The following is a 15,931-nucleotide window of genomic DNA, read 5'->3' as shown; positions in this document are numbered from 1 at the left end:
CTCCGCTACGGGTTGACGGCAGCGTTCCGCGCCGTCGGCCTGTAGAAACCGGCGAGGCGATTGGACGCTGCGGCGAAGCGGGTAGAAGGAGAAGATCCGACCATCCCGTCCGCAAAGGAGAATCGCCATGACCGCACCGAAAGAACCGATGCCCTCTCCCGCCGAGCTGCCGGCCCGCTCGGTCGACGCCATCGAGGAGCTGGCCGGGAGCCACCCCGGCCAGCGCCGCGCGCATGCCCGCGGCATCTGCGCCCGCGGCGTGTTCACGCCAAGCGGCGAGGCCGCCCGCCTGACCGGCGCCGCGCATCTGCAGCGGGAGCCGAGCGACGTCGTAGTGCGCTTTTCCAATAGCGCCTCCGACCCGTCGACGAGGGACCTGCTCTCTCCCGCCAAAGGAATGGCCGTGCAGTTCCAGCGCCCCGACTCCGCCGGCGTAAAGCCGGTCATCGTGGCGGTGACCGCGTCCGTGTTCGTCGCCCGTACGCCGGAGTCGTTCCTCGAGATGATGCTCGCCGCTCGCGATCTGGCCCGCGACGGCTTGTCCGTCAAGGAGCGGCTGAAGTCGCTGCTCGGAAGCTTTCCCCATGCCGGCGAGGCGCTGACGATCCTCTCCGAGCTGAAGCCGCCCGCGAGCTTCGCCTCCGTGCCGTACCATTCGATCCATGCGTTCTACCTCGTCGACGGCGAGGGGCGCAAGCAGCCGGTCAAGTACGAGTGGATCCCGGATGCCGAGGTGGCCTATCTGCCTCTGCTGAAGACGGCGGCAGCAAGCAAGGACTACCTGGAGGACGAGCTGCGCGAGCGGCTGGAGAAGCTGCCGGCCGGCTTCACGCTGCGGATCGCGCTTGGCGAGCCGTGGGATCCGGTGGACGACTCCAGCGCGCGCTGGCCGGCCGATCGGCCGACGCTCGATATCGGCCATCTGTCGATTGCGGAGCTGACGGACGAGCCGGCAGGGCTGCTCATGGACCCGACCGCGACCGGGCAAGGGATCGAGATTACCCCCGATCCGATTCTGAGCTTCCGCCGCGAGGCGTACGCGGTCAGCTATGAGCGCCGCATGAAGGGCATTTAGCCGGCGCAAATGTCAAAAAAACAGCCTGCGGACCGATCGGTCCGCAGGCTGTTTGGTTTTGGCATGCCGATATTTTGGAATGAATGGCAAAAGCTGCTCTCGGCGTCCGAAACCCGCTCCTCTGCCGTTAGTAGGTCAGTCCCCACTGGGCGCGGATCCGATCCATCGTCTCCAGGATGCGGACGCTCTCGGCGATCGGCATGATCTCGCTGGACGTCCGGCCCTCGCGCAGGGCGTCCATCGCCTCCTCCGCCTCGAACGCATAGCCGTTGCAGACGCGGCCGTCCTCGAACACGACCGGCTCCTCGCCCTTCACGCGCAGCTCCGCCCCGCGGCTCCAGAGGAAGCCGGGGATGCGGATGCGGCCCTTGGTGCCGTAGATCCAGGCGTCGTTCTCCATCTCCAGCCGGATCGAGCCGTGCAGCGAGGCCGCGCGGCCGTCGCCGTAGCCGAGCAGCAGCGAGAACTGCTCGTCGACGCCCGTCTCGCCGATGCGCGCGACGCTCTCGATCCGCTCTGGCTGCGCGCCGAAGACGAACGAGGCGAACGACACGGGATAGATGCCGGCATCGAGCAGCGTGCCGCCGCCGAGGTCCTTGTTCAGCAGCCGCCCGTCCGGATTCCATCCGGCGTCGAAGCCGAACTCGGCCTTGAGCAGCCGCACCTCGCCGATCGCTCCCTCGTCCAGCCAACGCCGCGCCTGGCGGATCGCCGGCAGGAAGCGCGTCCACATCGCCTCCATCACGAACACGCCCTTGGACTCGGCCAGGCCGGCGATCTCCCGCGCCTCGGCCGCGTTCATCGCCAGCGGCTTCTCGCACAGCACCGGCTTGCCCGCCGCCAGAGCGGCGAGCGCATGCTCCTTGTGCACGGGATGGACCGTGCCGATGTAGACGATGTCGACCTCGGGATCGGCAGCCAGCTCCTCGATGCTGCCGTGCGTCTTTGCGATGCCGAACTTGCCGGCGAACGCCGCCGTCTTGTCCGGATCGCGTCCGGCTACGGCCGCGAGCTCCGCTCCTTGCGCGTGCGCCAGGTCCTTGGCGAAGCCTTCCGATATGCCGCCCGGCCCCATGATGCCCCAGCGGATCGTCTTTTTGCCTTCCATGCGCTCAGCTCCTGTCGGATAGTGATTGCCTTTCCTTACCCGAAATCAAAGATGCTTCATCACGATCCGCTCCACATGCTCCAGATGGGCCTGCATCTCGGCGGCGGCGAGCGCTTCGTCGCCCGCCTCCACCGCCAGCAGGATGCGCTCATGCGCGTCGGCGAGCCTTCCTGCGACCTCGCGGCTCGCATACAGCTCCGTCCGGCGCACGGCGCGGATCGCCCGCTCGATCGGCGCCATCAGCGACTCGTACAGCCGCGCCATCATGCGGTTGCCGGTCGCATGGGCCAGCGCCAGATGGAACTCCATGTCGTAGCGCTCGCCCTCGAGGTCGTCGCCGAGCGTGCCGCTCATGCCCTCGGCCAGCTCGCGCAGCCGGGCGACGTCGTCCGCGCTGCGCTTGCGGGCCGCGAGCGCGACGTTCGCCAGCTCCAGCGAGCGCCTCGCCTCCAGCAGCTCCAGCAGCTCCTCGCGCGTCGCGCCGGCGGCCGCGAGCAGCGGCGGCAGGCCGCCCGCCCGCTCTTCCGGCGGACGCACGACGCTGCCGCCGCCCTGGCGGATGTCGATGTAGCCCATCGCCTTGAGCGCGCTCAGCGCCTCCCGCATCGTCGACCGCCCGACGCCGAAGCGCTCCGACAGCTCGCGGGCCGAGGGCAGCTTGTCGCCCGGCTTGACGCTGCCGTCGTCGATCAGCCGGCGCAGCTGCCCGGCGATCGCTTCATAGTGATTTTGCTTGTTCAGCGGCTTTACCTCCACGGCTGCCGTCCCCCTTTGCCCTCCATGCTACCCGATGAGCAGGATCGTGACAATGCCGGGGCCGTGCACGCCGATCGTCAGGTCGTTCTCGATGTCGGCCGAGCGGCTCGGTCCGGAGATGAAATGCACGCCCGCCGGCATCGCCTCCCGTCCCGCCTCGTCGAGCGGCAGCAGCAGCTCGCCGAGCCGGGTGGCGAGCCGCTCGCGCGGCAGCACGACGAACAGCGCCGTCGGCAGCAGGCTGACGCTGCGCCCCTTGTGGGGAGCGGAGCGGACGCACACCGAGCCGGTGTACGCCGCCGCTCCGTCGGCGAGCACGACGCCGAAGTCGGCTTCCGCCGCCCGCGGCAGCCAGCTCTCGCGGCCTGCGCCGTCCTCGTTCCAGACGCGCACCTCGCAGCCTTCGGGCTCGAGCGCGGGCTCCAGGCCGAGCCGCGCGAGCTCCGCCTCGTCCTGCCGCAGGATGCGCCGCGCCTTCATCTCCCGCGCCTGCTCGGCGATGAAGCGGCCCGCCGCCTCCAGGTCCGGCAGCTCCGCGAGCTTGCCTCCCGCCGCCTCGAAATGCTCGCGCAGCTTGGCCGCCCGCTCCTCCGGGCTCCACTGGAACTCGCGCCAGAACGCAGGCGCGCCGCGCCGCGGCTGCACCGGCCGCTCCAGCTGCCGCGGCCGGCCGAGCTTGGCCGCGATGCCGTCCATGAACGCCTGCTGGCGCCGCTTGGACTGCTCCTCCAGCTCGCTCAGCCATTCGCGCCGACTCGCGGCCGACTCCGGCGGCGCCGTGCCGCCGGGCGGCTCGGCTTGCGCCGACTCGCTCTGGCCAGCCGATGCGGCCGCTTGAGTTGCCGCTTCCGGCGGCGCCGCGCTTTCGCGAGTCGACGCAGTCGATTGAGCGGCCGAATCCACCGCCCGGCCGGCTCCGACGCCCTCGCCGCCTGCGGCGCTAGCTTGCTGCCGCTTCATGTCCTCACCCATGCGAGTCTCCTCCTTTGCGCCCGCCCCGGCGCGCGAGCTCCTCCAGCCGGTTTTTCACCGCCGGGTCCATCTCCCGCAGCTCCCCCGTCAGCTCCTGCTCCAGCGTGCTCCACCGCTTGCGGAAAGGCTGCTTCGCCAGCGTCGGCGTCACGCGATACTTGTTCCAGCCCTTCAGCGGCCCGAGCCGCAGCCGGATCTCCCCGCCGCGGGCGACGAGCCGCTGGCCGAGCCGTCCCGCTCCGAGCGCCGCGCCCATGAGGCCGGCGCGGCCGGCGACCGCTCCGAAGCCTTTCATGCCCAGCGTCTCAAGCGCATCGGCGCGGCCGGCCTCGACCTTGCGCCGCCGCAGCGACACGAGCATGTCATGCAGCGGGATCTTGACCGGACACGCCTCATAGCAGGCGCCGCACAGGCTCGATGCGCTCGCGATGTCGTCCCACTCGGCGACGTTGCTCTTGAGCGCCGGCGTCAGCACCGCTCCGATCGGTCCGCTGTACGTGCCGCCGTAGGCATGGCCGCCGATGTGGCGGTACACCGGGCAAGCGTTCAGGCAAGCCCCGCAGCGGATGCAGTTGAGCAGCTCCTGGAATTCCGGGTCGCCGAGCTGGTTGGAGCGCCCGTTGTCGAGGATGATGAGGTGCATCTCCTCCGGACCGTCGGCGTCGTCCGCGCGCTTCGGCCCCGTGATGCCCGACATGTAGACGGTCAGCCGCTGGCCGGTGGCCGAGCGCGGCAGCAGCGTCGCCATCGTTTCGAGATCCTCCCAGGAGGGGATGATCCGCTCCATGCCCATGAGGGTGATCTGCGTTTTCGGCACGGTCGACACCATGCGGGCGTTGCCTTCATTTTCAAAAAGCACCATCGACCCCGTCTCCGCGATCGCGAAGTTGCAGCCGGTCATGCCGATGTCCGCCTCGAGGAACTTCTCGCGCAGCTTGCGCCGCACGAAGCCCGCGAGGATCGTCGTATCCGGCGGCAGCGTCTCGCCCGCCTCGGCCGACAGCAGCTCGGCGATCTGGTAGCGGTTCTTGTGGATCGCCGGGATGATGATATGCGACGGCGTCTCGCCCGCCAGCTGGATGATGTACTCGCCGAGGTCCGTCTCCACCGCCTCGACGCCGATCGACTCCAGCGCATGGTTGAGATGGAGCTCCTCGGTGACCATCGACTTGGACTTGACGACCGAGCGCGCTCCGGCCGACTCCGCGATCGCGAGCGACAGCGACACCGCCTCCTCGGCGGTCGACGCGAAATGCACCTGGACTCCGTTCGCCCGCGCGTTGTCCGCGAACAGGTTCAAGTAATAGTCCAGATGCGCGATCGTATGCAGCCGGATCTGCCGCCCTTGCTCGCGCCATTCGTCCCAATGGCCATGCGCCTCGGACGCCGCCTTTTTGCCCGAGCGCAGCCGCTCGGTCGTGAACTTGACCGCCTGGCGGAGGAACTCGTCGTTCAGCGCCAGTCCAGCCCGCTCGCGCACCGTGTCCGGCTGCGCTGGCTTGGCCTGCTCCTTGATCATCCGACTCTCGCTCCTTCCTCCAGCAGCTCCGCCAGATGCAGCACGCGAACCGGCTCGCCCCGGCGGCGCAGGTTGCCGGCGATGTTCATCAGGCAGGCCATGTCGAGGCCGACGAGCACCTCGGCTTCCGTCTCTTTCACATGGTCGGCCTTTTCCGTCACCATCGCGCCGGAGATATCCGCCATCTTGACCGCGAACGTGCCGCCGAACCCGCAGCAATCCTCGGCGAAAGGCAGCGGCACGAGCTGCAGCCCATCGACGCCGCGCAGCAGCTCGAGCGGCTCCTCCTTGACGCCGAGCAGACGGCTGCCGTGGCAGGACGGATGGTAGGTCACCTTATGCGGGAAGCGCGCCCCGATGTCGGTCACGCCGAGCACCTGCACGAGGAACTGAGTGAACTCGTATGTTTTGGAGCGGAGCTCCCGCGCCTCGCGCAGCGCCTCCGGCTCGTCCTTGAACAGCTCCTCGTAGTGATGGACCATGTACGTGCAGGAGCCGGACGGCGAGACGACGAAGTCGCTGTCCCGGAATGCGGCGAGGATCGTGCGGGCGGTCTTGCGCGCCTCGTCCCAATAGCCGCTGTTGTACGCCGGCTGTCCGCAGCAGGTCTGGACTTTGGGAAAGTCCAGCTTGACGCCTTGCCGCGCCAGAATGCGCGCCATCGCTTCGCCGACCCGGGGATAGATCGCATCGCTCAGGCAGGTGATGAACAGGGAAACTTTCATGAGTGCACCTCTCCGTCAATTGGTCAGGTTGTCAGACAAGTTGAGTTGATGCCATTATACGCCAGCCTGCTTCGCCGCGCTAGAGCGAATTGCGCCGAGGGGCTGCTTCGGGAGAGCCCTCGTCCTCGTCCGCTCTCGCTGGCGGCGCTGCGGATCGAGCTTCCTTCGGGCGACTGCAACCCGATTTTTTTCGGGTTGCAGCCTTAGATTCGCCCTCTCGCACGCCTGGAACCCGACTTTTTCGGGTTGCAGCCTTAGATTCGCTCTCTCGGGCGACTGCAACCCGATTTATTCGGGCTATCGCCGACGGAACGCTCACCTCGGTGCCCAGTAACCCGATTTTTTCGAATTATTGCCCACTGATCGCTCACTTCGGAGCCCAGTTACTCGGTCTTTCCGCGCAACTCCCCTGCTCCGCACCCTCTTCGAGCCCAGTTACTCGGTTTTTCCGCGTTATTCCCCCGCTCCGCACTCTCTTCGAGCCTAGTTACTCGGTCTTTCCGCGCAACTCCCCTGCTCCGCACCCTCTTCAAGCCCAGTTACTCGGTTTTTCCGCGTTACTCCCACGTCCGGTCACTCTGTTCGAGCCCAGTTGCTCGTTTTTTCCGCGCAACTTGCAGGAAAACAAAAAAGGGACGAAGCCGAGCATAGCTCAGCTCATCCCTTCCCTTCTAGAACACCACGCTGAGCCGCCACTCAGTGGCACACCCAGCGGAGCAGCGCATCTCCTAGCATCGCCTACTCAGGATCCGTGCCTGCGACCGGCTCATCCGGCTCCGCCTGCCGCGTACCTCCGTCGGCTCACCCAGCCCCGCCTTCCGCCGGCTCCTCCTGCTAAGCGCGGCGCGCCCGGCGGCGGCCCAAGGCCAGCCCCGCGCCATAAACGGCGAGGAGCAGCGCCATCGACAGCGCCGCCCAGCGGTACATGACCGCATAACCGGTCGCGGCCGCGACGGCGCCGAGCAGCATCGAGCCGGCCGCGACGCCGAGGTCGGTCGAGTTGTAGAACAGGCTGTTCGCCGACGCCTGGCGGGCAGCCGGCATGCTGCGCAGCATCCATGCCTGCGCGGTCGGCTGAATCGAGCCGAAGCCGAGTCCGTACAGCAGCGCCGAGAGCAGCAGCAGCCCGGTCGTATCGGACCAGCTGAGCAGCAGCAGGCCGCCCATCAGCAGCAGCGAGGCCGCTGGCAGCACCGCGAGATGCCCGAAGCGGTCGAACAGCCGGCCGGCGATCGGCCGCACGAGCAGGATGGCGACGGCGTTCAGCAGAAAGAAAAGGCCGATGTTCGGCAAGCCCATTTCCCGTCCGAACAGCACCAGGTAGCTCAGCAGGCCGCCATAGGTAACCGCCATCAGCGTATTCAGCAGCGCGGGCAGCCAAGCTGGCCCCGCCTCGCTGCGCCCGAGCTCCTCGCGCGCTCCTGCCGCTGCCGAGCCGACGCTCGCCCTCTCCGCGGCCGTGCCTCCGATTGCCGCAGCAGGCACTCTGACCCGGACCGGCGGGATAGCTCGAAAAACGAGCAGCAGCGGAATGATGACGAGCGAGGACGCCGCTCCCGCCAGCGACAGCGCGCGGAAGCCGAGGCCGTCCATGATCGACAGGCCGATCATCGGACCGAGCGACATGGCCATGCTGCTGGAAAGGCCGAAGTAGCCGACCCCCTCCCCCATCCGCCGCGGCGGAATGATGCCGGTCACCAGCGTCGGCAGCACGGTGCTGGCCATGCCGAAGCCGATGCCGAACAGCACGCGCAGCGCCAATAGCGCTCCGATGCCCGACACGGCCGAAAAGCCGAGCGTCGCCAGCGCGGATACAGCCAATCCCGCGAACAGCACGATGTTGCGCGAGATGCGGCCGAGCATCCACGCCGTCGCGAAGCGGGCGGCGATCGCCGCGAGCGCGAACAGGCTCGTCACGAGGCTGATGACGAACGGTCCCGGCGCGAAGCGCTCTTCGACATACGAGGGCAGCGGCGACATGAGCATTTGCAGGCAAAGGAACATGAGGAACGCTCCGATCGTCAGCACGATGAACGAGCGTGTCCATAACGGCTCCTTGCGCAGCGTCAGCGGCTCAGCGCTCATCGGCTTCCTCCTGCGCCTCAGCCAAGGACGATGCCGGCGGCTGCACGATGCGCTGCAGTAGCTGCCGCAGCTGCGCCCGATCTTCCTCCGTCAGCGCGCGGAGGCCGATGTCGAGCGCCTTGCGCTCGACCGGCCTGGTCTCGGCCAGCAATCGCTCGCCCTGAGCCGTCGCATGGATCCGCTGCGAGCGCCGGTCCTTCGGATCGGGCTGCTTGACGATCAGTCCCTTTGCCTCAAGCAGCTCCAGAATGCGCGTCGTCGTCGGCTTGTCTTTTCCGGTCAGCTCGCCAAGCTCCCTCTGGATCCGGCCTCCGCGCTCGCAGATCCGTGCGAGCATCGACCACTGTTCCGGCGTAATATCCCAGTCGCGCAGCTGCTGCAGCAGCGTCAGGCTCACCTTTCGGTAAGCCGCTCCGAGCAAAAATCCGATCGAATCGTCCAGACCGGCGCCGGACGCCGGACCAGATCGAGGATGAGTCAAGTCTTCTGATTCATGCATGATGGCCTTCCTTCTTTCTGTCCTGTTCATTAGTTGTCACAACAACTATACGCCTTTGAACGAAAAGGGTCAACCTGCGGGCATGGCGCCATGATACAATGGCCATCATAACGACAAGAAAGCGAGTCCTTCCATGTCCTCGAAAGCCGCCCTCCGGTGGCTGGCTGCAGCCGCTGCCGCCGCCGTCGCCTATGTGCTCTACAAATCCTATCTGGCCGACCCGCAGGCGGCCGGCTTTCTGGCGCTCAAGCCGCCCGGACAAGGGCCGGACAAGCTCGGCTCATGGCTGGCCGTGCTGCAGCTCCACATCGCCGCCGCCTGCGCGGCGACCGCTTGCGGCCTGCTCGGCTTCGCTCCGGCCGGCCGCCGCACGCCGCGACGCTTGCCGTTTCACCGCTGGAACGGCTATCTCTATTTCATCTGCGTCTTCCTCGTCTGCTTGACTTCAGGCTACATGGCGCCGTATGCGACCGGAGGCAAATGGGCCAGCGTCCCGTTCAACCTGCTCAACATGCTGTGGCCGGCGATCACGCTGCTCGCCATCCTTCGCGCCCGCAAGCGGCGGCTGGCCGCCCACAAGCGGCTGATGATCCGCAGCTATGCCTTTTGCTTCAACAACATGACGCTGCATCTGTTCACCGGCTTGTTTACGGGCTTGCTTGAACTGCCCTATGCCGCCGGCTATGCGGCCGCGCTTTACGCCAACATCGCCTTCCTGCTGCTCGCAGGCGAGCTCGCTATCCGAATGCTGCGGGTGCCCCGAGACGAAGGAGGCGGCGCTTGAGAAAAAGGAAGCCGCAAGCGCGGCCCTTTTTCGGACCGGGAAATGACGACCGGGAATAGAATTGGAACTTGGCCGCCCCGCTCCGAATCCGCTTCAGCTTCAGCGAAAGCTGAAGCTTATTCCCGTTTCAACCGGTAGTCCAGGATCGGCCAACCTCTTTTGCATCGAAAATAGGATTCATTTTGCATAAGAAAATAACCTTTTTAACGTAAACTCGATCTTTCATCCATAAATCCGACTGAATAGTTTGAATATTTTACCCTTTTAAACTACGTCAATAAACCTAACTCCATCTAGCATTGGCATCCATAAATGGGACTAAAGCCTCTTCCTCTTGCTTAAATAAAGCGCTTCCATATCAATTAAAACAAATAAATATCTGTGATAATGAGTATTTATTCACTGTTTACGAACACACAGCTTTTGATTTACAATCAGTGTCACGAAATATGACGTATTTTCTTGCAGCTTTGCCGTTGTCCTCCTTTATTTCTCAAAAAAAAGAAATTAAATCAACGCATTGCTTTCCTGATGCATCAACGCATTAAAGTAAATAACATCCAAAACGTCATGAGGGAGAGATGGCATGGCACCGAGCCTGCTGGAATTGACAGACCTGCATACGCACTTCGCCACCGATCGCGGAGAGCTGCCGGCCGTGGACGGGATCGACCTGACGATCCGCTCCGGCGAGATTGTCGGCATCGTCGGAGAATCCGGCTGCGGCAAAAGCGTCACCTCCCTGTCGATCATGCGGCTGCTGCCCGAGCCGCTTGCCCGCTATGCGGGCGGATCGATCCGCTTCAAGGGCGAGGATCTGCTCCGCGCCAAGGAAAAGCGCATGAAGCAGGTGCGCGGCAACGAAATCTCGATGATTTTCCAGGAGCCGATGACCTCGCTCAACCCGCTGCTGACGATCGGCGAGCAGATCGGCGAGACGCTGCGCGTCCACCGTCCGGTAGGGCGCAAGGATGCCGCGGCGAAGGCGGTCGAGATGCTGCGCAAGGTCGGCATCCCCCGCGCCGAGGGCGTCGCCAAAGCTTATCCGCATCAGCTGTCCGGCGGCATGCGCCAGCGCGTCATGATCGCCATCGCGCTTTGCTGCGAGCCGGAGCTGCTCATTGCCGACGAGCCGACGACAGCGCTCGACGTGACGATCCAGGCCCAGATCCTCGACCTGATGAAAACGCTCAATCGCGAGACGGGCACGGCGATCATGATGATCACCCACGATCTCGGCGTCGTCGCCGAGCTGTGCGAGCGGGTCGTCGTCATGTACGCCGGCAAGATCGTCGAGGAAGGCTCCGTCCACGATATTCTGACTGACCCGCGCCATCCGTACACGCAAGGACTGATCCGCTCCATCCCGCGTCTGGACGAGGAGCGCGAGCGGCTGTACTCGATCCCCGGCCAGGTTCCGCGGCCCGGCGCGATCGCCCAGGGCTGCCGCTTCGCCCCGCGCTGCGAGCATGCGATGCCGATCTGCGGCGAGCAGCTGCCGGAGCTGATCGCGTGCGCCCGGCCGGCCCATCGCTCGCGCTGCTGGCTGAACACGGCCCAGGAGGTGGCGAATTGAACGCGGCGTCGAAGATCGAAAACCCCCCGCAGGCCGAGGCGCTGCTCGAAGTCGAGGAGCTCCGCACCCATTTCCCGATCCGCAGCGGCCTGCTCCAGCGGGTATCCGGCCATGTGAAGGCCGTCGACGGCGTGAGCTTCCAGGTCCGGCGCGGCGAATCGTTCGGCATCGTCGGGGAGAGCGGCTGCGGCAAGTCGACGACCGGCCGCTCGCTGCTGCGGCTGCTGGAGCCGACGAGCGGACGGGTCCGTTTCGACGGCGAAGACGTCCTTGCCTTGAAGGACGAGGCGCTGCGGCGCAAGCGCCGGGACATGCAGATGATTTTCCAGGATCCGTTCGCCTCGCTCAACCCGCGGCATCGCATCGGCAAGATCCTCGAGGAGCCGCTGATCGTGCACGGCATCGGCAGCGCGGCGGAGCGCCGCGAGCGGGTCGCCCGTACGATGGAGACGGTCGGCCTCAGCGCCTGGCAGCTCGACCGGTATCCCCATCAGTTCTCGGGCGGCCAGCGGCAGCGCGTCGCGATCGCGCGGGCGCTCATGCTGGAGCCCAAGCTGATCGTCGCCGACGAGCCGGTATCCGCGCTCGACGTGTCGATCCAGTCGCAGATCCTCAACCTGATGCAGGACCTGCGGGAGCAGATGGGGCTGACGTACGTGTTCATCGCCCATGACCTGAGCGTCGTGAAGCATTTTTGCGACCGGGTCGCGGTCATGTACCTCGGCCGGGTCGTGGAGATTGCGGACAAGCGCGGCCTATACCGGGAGCCCCGACATCCGTATACCAAGGCGCTGCTGTCCGCGGCTCCCAGCCCGGTGCCCGGCGCGGCCGCCGAGCGGATCGTGCTGCAGGGCGACGTGCCCAGCCCCGCGAACGTGCCGGAGGGCTGCGTGTTCCACACGCGCTGCCCGGTCGCGATGGACGTCTGCCGCTCGCAGCGGCCTCCGCTGAAGATCGACGGCGAGGGACATGGAACGGCTTGTCATCTCTATCCTTGAGGCTCGGAGGCAGAGATTTCAACATCATACAGCAAGGCATAGGCCACACTCGGCATCAACCAACGACAAGGGGAGGAATCGATCTTGACCATCATCAAAGGCACCAAATGGACTTCCACCACGGCGATGCTGCTCGCCGCGACGCTCGCCTTCGCCGGCTGCAGCGGCAACAGCAATGCGCCTGCGGCACAAAACGGCGGCGCGACCGGCAGCCCGGCGCCGACAACGAGCACGGCTCCGTCCGATGGAGCGGCCAGCTCCCAGGACACGCTCATCGTCGCTCGCGGCGGAGACTCCGCCGCGCTCGATCCGGCCATCGTCACCGACGGCGAATCGACCAAGGTGACGGAGCAGATTTTCGAAGGGCTGCTGTCCTACAAATCGGGCACGACCGAGGTCCAGCCTGCGCTCGCCGAGAGCTATGAGGTGTCGGACGACGGCCTCACCTACACGTTCAAGCTGCGCCAAGGCGTCAAGTTCCATGACGGCACCGACTTCAACGCCGACGCCGTCGTCTTCAACTTCAACCGCTGGAGCGATCCGAATAGCCCGAACAAGTACGAGGGCGACTCGTTCTACTATTACGACTCGATGTTCGGCCCGGAAGGGTCGCGCGTCATCAAGGAAGTGAAGGCGATCGATCCGGCCACCGTGCAGTTCACGCTGAACAAGCCGCAGGCGCCGTTCCTGCAGAACATCGCCATGCCGTCGTTCGGCATCGCGTCGCCCAAGGCGGTCGAGGAGAAGAAGGACAAGTTCAAGAGCGAGCCGGTCGGCACCGGGCCGTTCGTCTTCAAGGAGTGGAAGCGCAGCGAGTCGATCACGGTCGAGAAGAATCCGAACTACTGGCAGTCCGGCCTGCCGAAGCTGGCGCGCGTCATCATCACCGTCATCCCGGACAACTCGGCTCGCCTGACGGCGCTGCAGAACGGCGAGATCGACCTGATGGAGGGCGTCAACCCGGACGACCTCGGCACGCTGGAGAGCAACGCCGAGCTGCAGAGGATCGAGCGTCCATCGTTCAACGTCGGCTACGTCGGCTTCAACCTGAAGAAAAAGCCGTTCGACGATCCGAAGGTGCGCGTCGCACTCAGCCACGCCGTCAACAAGGAAGGCATCATCAGCGCCTTCTACGCCGGCCTCGCCGAAGCGGCGGTCAACCCGATGCCGCCGAGCACGCTCGGCTGGAACGCGGACATCAAGGATTACCCGTACGATCTCGAAAAGGCGAAGCAGCTGCTCGCCGACGCCGGCTACCCGAACGGCCTGCCGGAGGAGATGGTGTTCTACGCCATGCCGGTCGCGCGCCCGTACATGCCGGACGGCAAGAAGGTGGCCGAAGCGATCCAGGCCGACTTCGCCAAGATCGGCGTCAAGACGCGCATCGAATCGCCGGAGTGGGCGACCTACCTCGATGACGCGAAGGAAGGCAAGAAGGACGACCTGTTCATGCTCGGCTGGAACGGCGACAACGGCGACCCCGACAACTTCCTGTTCACGCTGCTGCACAAGGACACGATCGGCAGCAACAACTACAGCTTCTACTCCAACGACGAAGTGAACAAGCTGCTGAGCGAAGGCCAGTCCGAGACGGATCCGGCCAAGCGCGAGGAGCTGTACAAGCAGGCGCAGGTGCTGATCAAGCAGGACGCGCCGTGGATTCCGCTCGTGCACTCGACGCCGCTGCTGGCGGGCAAGGCGAATCTCAAGGGCTACGTGCCGTCGCCGACCGGCGGGGAGCCGTACAGCGAAGTCTATTTCGAGTAGGCCGATATGCTGAACTATGCGATTCGCCGCCTGCTGATGCTCGTCCCCGTGCTGCTCGGCATGACGGTCATCGTGTTCATGATCATCCGGGCCATCCCCGGCGATCCGGCTGAGGTCATCCTCGGGGAAAAGGCCAGCCCGCAGTCGAAGGAAGCGCTCCGTCAGGAGCTGAAGCTCGACGAGCCGCTGTACGTCCAGTACGGCGACTATCTCGGCAAGCTGCTGAGCGGCGACCTCGGCAAGTCGATTCGCAGCAAGGAGCCGATCGCCACCGAGATCGGGCCCTACCTGGCGGCGACGCTGGAGCTGACGGCGTTCGCGATGCTGTTCGCGATTGTCGTCGGCGTCAACGCCGGCATCGTCAGCGCCTGGCGTCAGAACTCCTGGTTCGACTATGCCAGCATGCTGATCGCCCTCGTCGGCGTGTCGATGCCGATCTTCTGGCTTGGCCTGATGGAGCAGTGGATCTTCGCGCTCGAGCTCAAATGGCTGCCGTCGATCGGCCGCGCGAATCCGCGCGACCCGATCGACGCCGTCACCGGCCTGTACCTGATCGACACGCTCGTCGCCGGACGGTTCGACCAGTTCGGCACCGTGCTCAAGCATCTGGTCCTGCCGGGCATCGCGCTCGGCACGATCCCGATGGCGATCATCGCGCGCATGACGCGCTCGAGCATGCTGGAGGTGCTGCGCTCGGACTACATCCGCACCGCCAAGGCCAAAGGGCTGTCCCAGCTCGGCGTCATCTACAAGCATGCGCTGCGCAACGCGTTCATCCCGGTGCTGACGGTCATCGGCCTGCAGTTCGGCCTGCTGCTCGGCGGAGCGGTGCTGACCGAGACGATCTTCGCCTGGCCCGGCATCGGACGCTACATCTTCGATGCGATCAGCGCGCGCGACTATCCGGTCATCCAGTCCGGCATCCTGATCATCGCGTTCCTCTTCGTCCTCATCAATCTGCTGGTCGACCTGCTCTACGCGGCAGTCGATCCGCGCATCAGCTACAAGTAGGAGGGGTATCCGTGTCGCAACCGGCTGTGCGCCTGCCCGTCCCGCTGCCCAAGCCGGAAGAGGCGTCGTCCCCGTGGCGGGACGCCTGGCGCAGCTTCCGCCGCAATCGCATGGCGATGGCGGGGCTCGGCATCATTGTCTTTTTCATCCTCGTGGCCGCGCTCGCTCCGGTGATCGCCCCCTACGACTACAAGGAGCAGGAGCTGATGAACCGGCTCCAGCCTCCGGGCGGGGAGCACTGGCTCGGCACCGACGACCTGGGGCGGGACATCCTCTCCCGGCTCATCCACGGCGCGCGCATCTCCCTGTGGGTCGGCGTCTCGTCGGTGGTCGGCTCGATCGTCGCCGGCACGATGCTCGGCATCCTTGCCGGCTACTACGGCCGCTGGTGGGACGCGATCATCTCGCGCCTGTTCGACATCCTGCTCGCGTTCCCCGGCATCCTGCTGGCGATCGCCATCGTCGCCGCGCTCGGGCCGTCGCTGCAGAACGCGCTGCTCGCGATCGCCATCGTCAACGTGCCGGTGTTCGGCCGGCTCGTGCGGGCGAAGGTGCTCAGCCTGCGCGAGGAAGAGTACATCGTCGCCGCGCGCTCGCTCGGCATGAAGAGCTCGCGCATCCTGCTGCAGCATATCCTGCCCAACAGCCTCGGGCCGATCATCGTGCAGGGCACGCTCGGCATCGCGACCGCGATCATCGAGGCCGCGGCGCTCGGCTTCCTCGGCCTCGGCGCGCAGCCGCCGGATCCGGAGTGGGGCAAGATGCTGTCCGACTCGCGCCAGCTCATCCAAAAGGCGCCGTGGACGGTGCTCTTCCCCGGCCTCGCGATCATGCTCACCGTGCTCGGCTTCAACCTGATCGGCGACGGCCTGCGCGACGTGCTCGACCCGCGCATGAAGCGCTGAGCTGGGTTCGGGGCGATTAGCTGAGCGCGGGCGTGCAGGCGCGCGGAGCTTGCGCGGGTAGCCGGGCGCGGGACGCGCGGCGACCTTTGCGCTCCATACATCCGCCGCTCCTAACCCGCCCATCCAAGGCACATTTGTGCCTTGGATTTCC

At 65.8% G+C, this 15,931-nt stretch carries 14 protein-coding genes; 7 read left to right on the top strand and 7 right to left on the bottom strand.

Annotated features, from left to right (window positions below):
* Nucleotides 1-127 precede the first annotated feature (127 nt).
* The gene (locus tag H582_RS0106260; protein ID WP_084136725.1) at nucleotides 128-1,075 is read left to right on the top strand and encodes a catalase; all 948 of its coding nucleotides are present in this window, start codon (nucleotides 128-130) and stop codon (nucleotides 1,073-1,075) included.
* A 127-nt stretch (nucleotides 1,076-1,202) separates the two neighbouring features.
* Here H582_RS0106260 and H582_RS0106255 read toward each other — a convergent pair whose 3' ends face one another.
* From H582_RS0106255 to H582_RS26230, 7 genes are all read right to left on the bottom strand, one after another.
* Nucleotides 1,203-2,183 (bottom strand): Gfo/Idh/MocA family protein, encoded by a 981-nt coding sequence (locus tag H582_RS0106255; protein ID WP_028597856.1) that lies wholly within the window; start codon nucleotides 2,181-2,183, stop codon nucleotides 1,203-1,205.
* Between the two features lie 45 nt (nucleotides 2,184-2,228).
* Nucleotides 2,229-2,939, bottom strand: a complete 711-nt coding sequence (locus tag H582_RS0106250; protein ID WP_028597855.1) for a FadR/GntR family transcriptional regulator — start codon at nucleotides 2,937-2,939, stop codon at nucleotides 2,229-2,231.
* A 27-nt stretch (nucleotides 2,940-2,966) separates the two neighbouring features.
* Nucleotides 2,967-3,680, bottom strand: coding sequence for a LutC/YkgG family protein (locus tag H582_RS0106245; protein WP_028597854.1), 714 nt, complete (start codon nucleotides 3,678-3,680; stop codon nucleotides 2,967-2,969).
* Between the two features lie 223 nt (nucleotides 3,681-3,903).
* Nucleotides 3,904-5,430: a LutB/LldF family L-lactate oxidation iron-sulfur protein gene (locus tag H582_RS0106240; protein ID WP_052333012.1), complete on the bottom strand. Its 1,527-nt coding sequence runs from the start codon at nucleotides 5,428-5,430 to the stop codon at nucleotides 3,904-3,906.
* Nucleotides 5,427-6,155 (bottom strand): (Fe-S)-binding protein, encoded by a 729-nt coding sequence (locus H582_RS0106235; RefSeq protein ID WP_028597852.1) that lies wholly within the window; start codon nucleotides 6,153-6,155, stop codon nucleotides 5,427-5,429. The genes H582_RS0106240 and H582_RS0106235 overlap by 4 nt, the downstream gene beginning before the upstream one ends.
* Nucleotides 6,156-6,989: 834 nt before the next feature.
* Nucleotides 6,990-8,240 carry an MFS transporter gene (locus H582_RS26235; protein ID WP_043111000.1) on the bottom strand — a complete coding sequence of 417 codons (1,251 nt, stop codon included), beginning with the start codon at nucleotides 8,238-8,240 and terminating at the stop codon, nucleotides 6,990-6,992.
* On the bottom strand, nucleotides 8,230-8,739 hold the full coding sequence (locus H582_RS26230; protein WP_052333011.1) for a MarR family winged helix-turn-helix transcriptional regulator: 510 nt from the start codon (nucleotides 8,737-8,739) through the stop codon (nucleotides 8,230-8,232). Before H582_RS26230 ends, H582_RS26235 begins: the two co-directional genes overlap by 11 nt.
* A gap of 133 nt (nucleotides 8,740-8,872) precedes the next feature.
* Between H582_RS26230 and H582_RS26225 the strand changes: the two genes are divergently transcribed.
* The 6 genes from H582_RS26225 to H582_RS31625 all read left to right on the top strand — a co-directional run bounded on the left by H582_RS26225 (nucleotide 8,873) and on the right by H582_RS31625 (nucleotide 15,780).
* Complete coding sequence (locus tag H582_RS26225; protein ID WP_043110999.1) at nucleotides 8,873-9,523, top strand: DUF2306 domain-containing protein; 651 nt, start codon at nucleotides 8,873-8,875, stop codon at nucleotides 9,521-9,523.
* Nucleotides 9,524-10,109: 586 nt separating this feature from the next.
* Nucleotides 10,110-11,099 (top strand): ABC transporter ATP-binding protein, encoded by a 990-nt coding sequence (locus tag H582_RS0106215; RefSeq protein ID WP_028597851.1) that lies wholly within the window; start codon nucleotides 10,110-10,112, stop codon nucleotides 11,097-11,099.
* Nucleotides 11,096-12,097 (top strand): ABC transporter ATP-binding protein, encoded by a 1,002-nt coding sequence (locus H582_RS0106210; RefSeq protein WP_240478957.1) that lies wholly within the window; start codon nucleotides 11,096-11,098, stop codon nucleotides 12,095-12,097. The genes H582_RS0106215 and H582_RS0106210 overlap by 4 nt, the downstream gene beginning before the upstream one ends.
* Nucleotides 12,098-12,223: 126 nt before the next feature.
* Complete coding sequence (locus tag H582_RS0106205; protein ID WP_052333030.1) at nucleotides 12,224-13,864, top strand: ABC transporter substrate-binding protein; 1,641 nt, start codon at nucleotides 12,224-12,226, stop codon at nucleotides 13,862-13,864.
* A 6-nt stretch (nucleotides 13,865-13,870) separates the two neighbouring features.
* A complete protein-coding gene (locus H582_RS31630) occupies nucleotides 13,871-14,875 on the top strand; it encodes an ABC transporter permease (protein WP_028597848.1) in 1,005 nt (334 codons plus the stop codon).
* 11 nt (nucleotides 14,876-14,886) lie between these two features.
* Nucleotides 14,887-15,780 carry an ABC transporter permease gene (locus H582_RS31625; RefSeq protein WP_043110998.1) on the top strand — a complete coding sequence of 298 codons (894 nt, stop codon included), beginning with the start codon at nucleotides 14,887-14,889 and terminating at the stop codon, nucleotides 15,778-15,780.
* Nucleotides 15,781-15,931 lie beyond the last annotated feature (151 nt).

Origin of the sequence: Paenibacillus pasadenensis DSM 19293 (assembly GCF_000422485.1) — a bacterium.
In the GTDB taxonomy this organism is placed as follows: Bacteria; Bacillota; Bacilli; order Paenibacillales; family Paenibacillaceae; genus Paenibacillus_O; species Paenibacillus_O pasadenensis.
The sequence above is the reverse complement of the archived record's forward strand: the minus strand, read 5'-3'. Positions and strand labels throughout refer to the sequence as shown.